We start from the raw sequence: 8,242 nt of genomic DNA on the forward strand, positions 1-8,242 counted from the left end.
CTCCCGTGCGCCTGTGAGCGGCCGCGCAGGAGCGAGAGCGCCGCCTGCTCGGCCGCCACGTGGACTTCTCTCCTGGCGGCGGTTCCCGCGGGCGCGGCGCGCGACAGAGCCACCACGTGCCGCACCGTCAGCCGTTGGACCGCAGCCGTCCGCCCCTGCTCCTGCATCGCGGGACCGCGCTCCCGCAGCCGCAGTTCCAGCGCGGCCAGCAGCTCGCCCAAGGTGGCCTCTTCGCTCCACGACGCGCCGGGCTGCCACTCATCGACCGTGGACGGCACGTGCGCCATCAGCCGCTCCAGCTCGCGCTCGGCGGCACGAAGGCGCTCGTGCAGCGGCTCCGCATCTACGGCGCGACGGAGACGGGCGAGGTGGGACTCGGAGGCTCGGGCGCGCTCCAGTGCATGCCGCGTAGCCCGCGGCATTTCGGCGGCGAAGCGGTCGCGGAGGCGCGCCACGGCGCCGCGCACCACATCGATTTCCGCCTGCAGCGTGGCGGCGCGGTCGGCGCGGGAGACGAGCCAGCGCCGAGCCTGGTCCAGGTTCTTCGCCGCGGCGCTTCCCGGTGCCACTTGCCGCAATGGGCGGCGCAGTGTGCGGTGAAGAGGACTGCCCAGTTCGTCGTGCAGGAACGCGTGGAGGTCCGCGGCCGACGCGCGCACGGCATCGATCGCGTCGGGGCGAGCCGCCAGCGCCGTCATCCGGGCGTGCTCCCGGCGTGCATCCCGCTCCACGGCGCGCAGCAGGCTTTCCAGCCCCTGCGGAATGGCGAGCGGATCGCGCAGCACGCGGTCCGAAAGCGGCGTCGCGCCCTCGGACGTCACGCCCGCTCCTTGACGACGCAGTTGCTCCGGCGCTCCGCCTGCACGGTGTCCGTGGGCAGGATGGGGCGGATCTCCAGCTCGATCCGCCGGTCGTTCTCGTTGACCCGTCTGGACTTCCGGGCCGCCTCGGGATCCACCGGGTAGTACCGGCTTCGCCCCAGCGCCGACACCTGGCAGGGGCCAATGCCGACGCTGTCGATCAGGAACAGCGACACCGAGGCGGCGCGCGACGACGAGAGGATCCAGTTGCGCTCCTCGGAGCCTTCGCTGCTGGTGTGGCCCACCACCTGGATCTGGTCGATCAGGTTGAGCACGCTGTCGCGGCGCAGGAACGCGCCGAATTCGCGAAGGATCTGCTTGCCCTCGGGCTTCAGCTGCGCCAGCTCGAAACGGTTCTTACCGAACGTCGCCTCGCCCTCGATGCGCACCAGCAGGTAGTCGCCCACGCGCAGCACGTCCACGTTCTCGCGGTTCCCCGCCTGGACCACCTTCTGCTCGATCTTCTTGAGCGTGTTCTCGCGCGCGTCCGCCTCGCCCGCGCGCTTGAGCGCGGGAACCGCCACTGCCGCGAACAGGATCAGGAACAGCAGCGTGGTGGCGCCCAGCAGGTCGGCGAAGGCGGGCCAGGGGCCGCTGCCCTCGTCCTCGTAGCTCAGCCCGGCCATGCTAGAGACCCACGGCGTCCAGCCAGGCGGGCAGGTTGGCGATGGCGAAAACGACTGCCGTGGCGCCCAGGACGCCGGCCATGCAGCTCACGGCGATCAGCTTGGGCGATGGGCCGCGCTGCGCCTCGGCGGCGGCGGCGATGCGGCGCAGCAGCGTCACGGCGTCGGGCGAGAGGCCGCCGCCCGCGCTGGCCGCGGCCGGATGTACCTGCGAGCGGGCCAAAACCTCGAACTGCGACTTCACCTCGTCGGCGGCTTCCTTCCAGTGCTGGGCCGCGCGCGCGTCGATGCCTTCCACCCGGGCAGCGGCGGCGCGCACGGCGAGCTCCACCTCCTGCATGGCGGGACGCGCGTGATCGACCGCCTCGGCGACGGCGGCCATCCGTGCGTCCACGCTGGACGTGCCTGCGACCAGCGCCTCGATCCCCTTCTCGATGTTCTCGGTGGCGCGCGCGGAGGCCTCGCGTGTCTGCATGATCCCATCGAGCGCCTTCGACAGTTTGTCGTTGGCGGCCTGCATGTGCGCGAATGCCTCGCGCGACTCCGCCGCCCGCTCGCCGACGCGGTCCACGAGCCCGCCGTACTGGCGCGTGTTCGCCTCCACGGCGCCCGCGAGGGTGACCACCCGCGACTGCAGCTCTTCCAGCGCCTTGGACGTCCGCTCGTGCAGCGCTTCGTCCTGCTGGCGCATCAGGTCCGCCAACTGGTCGTTGAGCGTGTCGAAGCCCGCCTGGAACGAGTGCGACAGCCCCTGGAGCGAGCTTTCCAATCCCAGGAACGATCCGCTGGCCTCGCGCACCGCCTGCGCGGCGCCGGACAGGGTGCCCACGGCGGCGATCAGTGGATCGGCCGATTGCGCGCGGCTCGTTTCGTAGATGTACTCGGCCGAAACCAGCTCCAGCCGTTCCAGCAGGTGCCGCCGCCCGACCGAGAGGCCCTGGGCCATCAGCCCCACCGCGATGGCGCCCACCAGCGCCAGCGCGTTGCCGCCGAACGCGTCGGCGACGGCGCGCAACGGGCCCACCATGCTGTTGGCGTCGCCCCCGCCGGCACCGCCCGCGCCGGAGATGGCGTCGATCAGGTCGGGCAGAGCCGTCTTCACACCGGCGAACGTTCCCAGCACCGCGAGCAGTAGGAGGAGCGACGAGGCGAAGCGCGCCACGTGCCCGTACTGCAGCGTGCGCGTTTCGGCGATGCCGCGCAGCTCCTCGACGGGAATGTGCGCGGCGCCCCCGTCCAGCCGCGCCTGGTGCACACGGCGCACGCGGTCGTCCACCAGCGTCTCCACGTGGGGCGATTCGTCCGGGCGCAGCGTGATCTCGCCCCGACGAAGGCGTGCAAGCCGCTCCTTGGGATCGGCGAACACCAGCATCAGCCCTTCGCGCTCGTGGTCCAGCACCCAGTCCACGTCGGCTTCCTCGCGCGCGATGGCCTGCGTATCAGCATGGACGGTCCATCCTGCGTAGATCGTCAGCGCCAGCCCGGTCACGATCAGGATGAAGATGATGAAGTTGGGCTGTGCTCCCAGGCCGAACAGCTCGCGCAGCGCCATCCCCTTGTCGGGGCGGCCGCCGAGCAGGCTGGTCAGGAACAGGATGGAGAACACCCCATAGAACGCCGTGCCGACCACCAGGTAGTCCCTGGCCGGCTTGTCGCCCCGGCTGGGCGGCTTGATCATCTTCAGGCGAAGCGGCCCCGGCGCGGGCGCCTCCGCCGTGAGGATCTGGGGACCGGGCGCCTGATCGACCACGCTCATATCGCCTCCGCCAATCCCTTGCTGACCAGCTCACCGCGGCCCTCGCCCTCGTCCCAGCGCACTTCGGCCGGGCGCGTGGTGCGATACGCGGTGTACGTACGCCCGCCCTGCAGATCGAAGAACACCTCCCACTTGGGAAGCGAAATCTCCGTCATCTGCACGTCCGGATTCAGGTACACCCGTGCCTGCCCGGCCCCGGAGGGCGTCACGTAGGCAGCGGGCGGGAGCGAACGGCTGCGGACCAGCGCGCCATCCCGAATCTCGACCGCCTGATCTGCCGGCCCGGCGCTCCACGACGGCACGGCCGGGATTGCGGTCAGCCACGAACTGTCCTCGCCATGGCCGGAGTACGACAGAGGAGCGTACGATGCCACCGTGCCCCCCTCGTCCCGGAGCGAGGGTGCGGGCTGCTTGGCGGGCCTGGAGAGCGCATCGACCTTTGCCTCCAAGGCATCCAGGCGCTGCGACCAGAACGTTCTCAGCTTTTCCATCTGCTCGGACTGACGCTCGGCGGCGCTTCTCATTTCGGCCGCGGCCTGCGCCAGAAGCCTGTGGTCGGGCGCCTGCTGCACATCCGCGCCGTTCGAGATTGGGGATGGCGTGCGGTGGCTCTCCGGGCTTCGCCGCCGCCGGGGATTTCGCGTCGCCAGGAGCACGATTACCAGCGCTGCCAATCCAGCGGAGATCCACTCCCACGGCAGTGGAGGAAGGCTCATGGGCGCCCTCCGAAGAACCTGTCGAGCATGCGCTCCAGTACCACGGTGGCCTCCAGGATGAACACCGAGCCGCGGTATCCGCCGGACTGGTTGACGCGGTATTCCAGCTTCTGGCTGGTCGCGTTGCGCAGGTCCACGCCGGCCAGCCCGGAAAAGATGGAGCGATAGCGATCCGGCAGCTCCGCCCAGGTGCCGCCCAGGTGCACCAGCCGCTCGCTGGCGCGGAGCAGCGATGCGTGGAACCGCTCGCCCTCCAGCTCGCCGTCGGGCCAGCGCAGCGTCGCCAGCCGGTCGGGGCTGAAGGTTTCCGCCGGGCCCAGGCGCGTGGCGGGCTGGAGCTGCCGGACCTCGCCGTCCGTCCGCAGCTGCACCGACAGGTGCTCGCCCACCACCGGGCCGGCAGCCAGCGGGTCGATGTTCAGGCTGGCGTTCACCACCGGCGCCACCAGCCCGCGCGCCACCTCTTCCTTGGGCTTCTCCGTCACCTGGATGGCGACGGCTGGCCCCTCACCGGCACCGGCGGCCGCGCGCAGGATGTCGGATAGTGCCTGGCGGTACGGATCGCCCGGCGCGCCCTTCTGCAGGTTGGTGAGCCAGTGCAGGTACTGGCTGCCATTGCCTGCCAGCGTGATGGACTCGGGAAGGCGCGGCGCGTCCGACCCCTCCACCGGCGGAAGCGCGCGGAAGGCCAGCCCCGTGTAGTGGAAGAGCGCGCCGAAGAAGTAGAAGACCATCGCCTGGAACGCGCGGAACTCGCGCCCCACCCAGAACCGCGCGGCCTGGCCCGACGCGAACCAGGGCGTGCGCACCAGGTAGGTGAACGCCAGGTGGATCTGCCCGTCGGCGATGTACTTGTCGAGCACCTCGCGCTGCGCGGGCGGCAGGTCGTTGGCCTTGGCCCACTCCACGAACGAGCGGACGAACGGATTGGTCAGGTCTTCCCTGCCCGCGCCCTGCTGCCGCGGCCCCGTGAGGTTCTTGCCGCCCAGCAGCACCGAGTCCAGCAGCAGCGTGCGCCCCTCGCCGTACGCGGCGAGGTCAGAGGTGCCGCCGCCCACGTCGATGATCACGTTGCCCGCGCCGAGCATCCCCACGCCCGCGGCGTTGAAGAAGTGGCGCAGCACGCTGCGGCTTTCGTCGAGCCCGCGCTCCACCTTCACCGCGCCGAGCCCGCGCGCCACGAAGGTCTGGTGCACGTCGTTCCACTGGCGCTCCAGGCTGCGCACCTGGTCGTCACTGAACGAGCGGGGGAACGAGTACATGATGGTGATGGCGCCCGGCTGCACCCCCTGCCGCAGTCCCTCGGCGACCACGGTGGCCATCACGTGCCGCAGAAAGGCGGATGACAGGAAGTAGCCCTCGTGCTCGGCGGACCACTTCAGGTCGCCGGTGACGCGGTTGTTGTCCCTGTCATTCTTGACGATGCCGGAGAAGGGCACGTTCACCCGAACCGCCGCCGGCTCGCGCGCCAGGTCCAGCTGGGGAAGCCCGGCCACGTGCACCACCGCGGTGCCGAACGCCTCGGGGAGCACGGCGGCGGGGAAGAAGTAGCCGGCGAGGAATTCCTTCGTGTCGGCGCCCTCTTCGGTGATCGCGAGCACCAGGTTTTCCGCCGAGAAGATGTCCGCGGCCGCTTCCTGGTTCTCGCGGACGCTGACGATGGTGTTGGAGGTGCCGAAGTCCACGCCCACGGCCCACCGCGTGGCGTGCGGGTCGGCCGCGGCGGGGAAGCGGGGGAGCACCACACCCAGCGATTCCGCGCGGTCGCCGCCGCCGCCGGCCGTGTTGCGGAACTCCAGGATCTCCGGGCGCGCGGCGAAGGCGGCGGCGCGCACCAGCGGCGTGCGCCGGCCCTGGCCCGTGACGGCCAGCGGCTGCCCCGCTGCCAGGGCGCGCACCTCCACGTGCTCGGCCACGAATTGCTCGCGGTCGGTGCGGAAGACGGTGTACTCGGTCCACGCCGGGTGCGCGAATGCCGGCCACACCGTCAGCTCCGGGCCGTACTGCTTGAGGATGTGCGTGTCGGGATAAACGCGCCGCACCACCACCTCGCCCGGGTCGTCGTCGGTCCCCACGGGCACCGTGAGCGCGACGGCGACGGAGCCGTTGGACAGCACCTCTACCGTCAGCAGCCGGTCGACGTCGTCGGGCGAAAAGAAGCGGAAGAACTCGCCGCGAAGGGGCAGCGCCAGCCGCGGCTGGGCAAAGCGCGGGTCGGCGCCCTGCGACTGCACGCGGTATCCCTTGAGCCCCTTCACCGACTCCGGCCGCAGCGGCTCGCCCAGGAGGAACACCTGGTCCGTCAGCCAGTCCGTCTGCGGGTGCACCCACGGATGATCGCGGTCCACGCCGGGAAGGACGTTGCGGTCCAGCCGCGCCAGGTCCGCCGGCAGCTTCACCGGCGGCGCGCCCTCGTAGAACCGGCCGTCGAAGGTGGAGGGGTCGACGACGATCGGCGCGGGAGCACCCATCGTGGAGCGCAGGCGCCAGCGGCTTTCATCCAGCTCCGCGCCCGGCCGCCGCCGGTACAGCACCAGCCCGCCGAAGCGCTGGGGGGTGATGGGCTCTAGGTGAAGCGACGCCGCGGCGGTCTTCCACCCGTCCGCGTCGGGCGACGGGCTCAGCTGGTCGCGCATCCGCTCGGGGCGTCCGGCCCGCGACTCCCGGATCTCCCGCTTCAGCCAGGCGGTGACGCACGCCTGCACCGTGTTCCACGCCACGTACTCGTCGTGCGACTCGGGGGCGGGCGCCTCCAGCTGCGGAAGGAGCACCTGCGCCACGTAGCGCTGAAACTGGAAGGGGCGCGCGGAAAGCGGGCGATGGTCGGCGCCCGCGGCGTACCGGAACAGCCCGCGCATGGCCTCGCCGCGCCCCGCGTCCTCCGCGGTGAACAGCACGGTGTACGGCGACGACGCGGCCACGGGCGCGCCGTTCACCAGCAGGATGGAGAGCGTCGGCACGGCGCTCTGCGCGGCCCCGCCGCCCGCGCGGCGCGGCGACAGCTCCACCAGCGCGTCGGCGAAGTCCTCCACGCGCACGGAGCCGGTGTCCTGGGCCAGGCCGCGCAGGTCGTCAAGTCGAACGCGCTCCACGGTCACGTGGCTGCCGCGGGTGGAGCCCTGCGACCAGATGAACTCCAGCGCATCCAGCAGCTCGTTCTGCACCAGCCTGTGCGCCGGGTGCTGCGGATCTTCGAGCGCGTTGCGGAACAGGTGCAGACGCGCCCACGGGCTGGGAATGGACTGGATGCGCGTGCGGATCTCCGACGCGTTCTCGGCCGGAAGCTCCAGCTTGGCCAGTTCCACCGGGTTCTGCAGCGTTTCCCACCGTCCGGGCGGAAGGGCCTCGACGTTGGCCGGGTTGGGCGTTTCGCGAAACCGCGGCAGCAGGTTGCGGCTCATGCGGCCCCCTTCAGGCTGACGTTTTCGGCGAACGCGGCCGCGGCGTAGCGCTCGCTGCCCTCGCGCATCACGTGCATGAAGCCGGGGAATCCCCCTCCCCGGTGCGCGTAGGCGGCATCGTTCCAGTGGCGGAACACGACGGACTCGTCGTGGCGCGCCCGGCGCTCGGCGGCCGTGGCGCCGCGCCCCTCGATCAGCTCGTCCGGACGGACCCGGCTCGGCGGACCGGCGGACGCGGGGACCAGCGCGAGCGCCGGGGTGCCGCGGCGCATCTCCGCCAGCCATCCCCACGCCGCGCGGAAGAAGCGCCCCATGCCGTCCAGCGCCGGGCCGCGCGCCACCAGCTCCTCGGGCTTCAGCTTCAGCAACTGCAGCCAGGTGACGCCCAGCAGCGAGGCGCCGAGATCCGGGTGTGCGCCGCCGTCCAGGCGAAATGCCGTGAGGAAGGTGTGCGCCGCCACCATGCCGCCCATCAGCCGGCTGCGCGAGCGGGCATTCAGCGGCAGGTCGGCCCAGGTGGGATCGCGGCCTTCGACGGCTGTGGCGCGCACGACGGGCAGCTTGGCCGCGGCGTCCTCGCCCCGGCGCGCCGCGAAGTCCAGCGCGGCCAGCGCGCCGAAGAGCTCCACGTAGTGCGCGTCGTTGGCCTGGCGCTCGCCGCCCACCTCGTTGGCCTGCTGCTCGCGCGGCACCGAGTCGCCCAGCATGTACAGCCCGCCGTAGCCCGTGCTGGTGTTCAGGTACGTGGGCAGGGCGCCCGCCGCGTTCTGCGCGAACAGCACCGTCTCCGGGCGGGGCCCGCCGTCGGGCGCGTCTCGCGACGTGGGCGTGGGCAGGGTGAAGGAGGGGAGGAAGAGCGCGCCCCCGAAGCGCTGGGGCGGCA

At 71.7% G+C, this 8,242-nt stretch carries 5 protein-coding genes and 1 pseudogene; all 6 read right to left on the reverse strand.

Features of this window, described 5'->3' with window-relative positions; translation table 11 throughout:
• Positions 1 to 821 (reverse strand): hypothetical protein (locus VIB55_RS17315; RefSeq protein WP_331877923.1); only part of this gene is annotated, 821 nt, incomplete at its 3' end.
• On the reverse strand, positions 818 to 1,486 hold the full coding sequence (locus VIB55_RS17320; protein ID WP_331877924.1) for an OmpA family protein: 669 nt from the start codon (positions 1,484 to 1,486) through the stop codon (positions 818 to 820). The genes VIB55_RS17320 and VIB55_RS17315, both read right to left, overlap by 4 nt.
• 1 nt (position 1,487) lies before the next feature.
• Positions 1,488 to 3,242 (reverse strand): hypothetical protein, encoded by a 1,755-nt coding sequence (locus tag VIB55_RS17325; RefSeq protein WP_331877925.1) that lies wholly within the window; start codon positions 3,240 to 3,242, stop codon positions 1,488 to 1,490.
• Complete coding sequence (locus VIB55_RS17330; RefSeq protein ID WP_331877926.1) at positions 3,239 to 3,958, reverse strand: hypothetical protein; 720 nt, start codon at positions 3,956 to 3,958, stop codon at positions 3,239 to 3,241. Before VIB55_RS17330 ends, VIB55_RS17325 begins: the two co-directional genes overlap by 4 nt.
• The gene (locus tag VIB55_RS17335) at positions 3,955 to 7,359 is read right to left on the reverse strand and encodes a hypothetical protein (RefSeq protein ID WP_331877927.1); all 3,405 of its coding nucleotides are present in this window, start codon (positions 7,357 to 7,359) and stop codon (positions 3,955 to 3,957) included. Before VIB55_RS17335 ends, VIB55_RS17330 begins: the two co-directional genes overlap by 4 nt.
• Positions 7,356 to 8,242, reverse strand: a pseudogene (locus tag VIB55_RS17340) (hypothetical protein); the annotation flags it as partial. The pseudogene VIB55_RS17340 and the gene VIB55_RS17335, both read right to left, overlap by 4 nt.

It is taken from the genome of Longimicrobium sp. (genome assembly GCF_036554565.1).
Classification (GTDB): Bacteria; Gemmatimonadota; Gemmatimonadetes; order Longimicrobiales; family Longimicrobiaceae; genus Longimicrobium.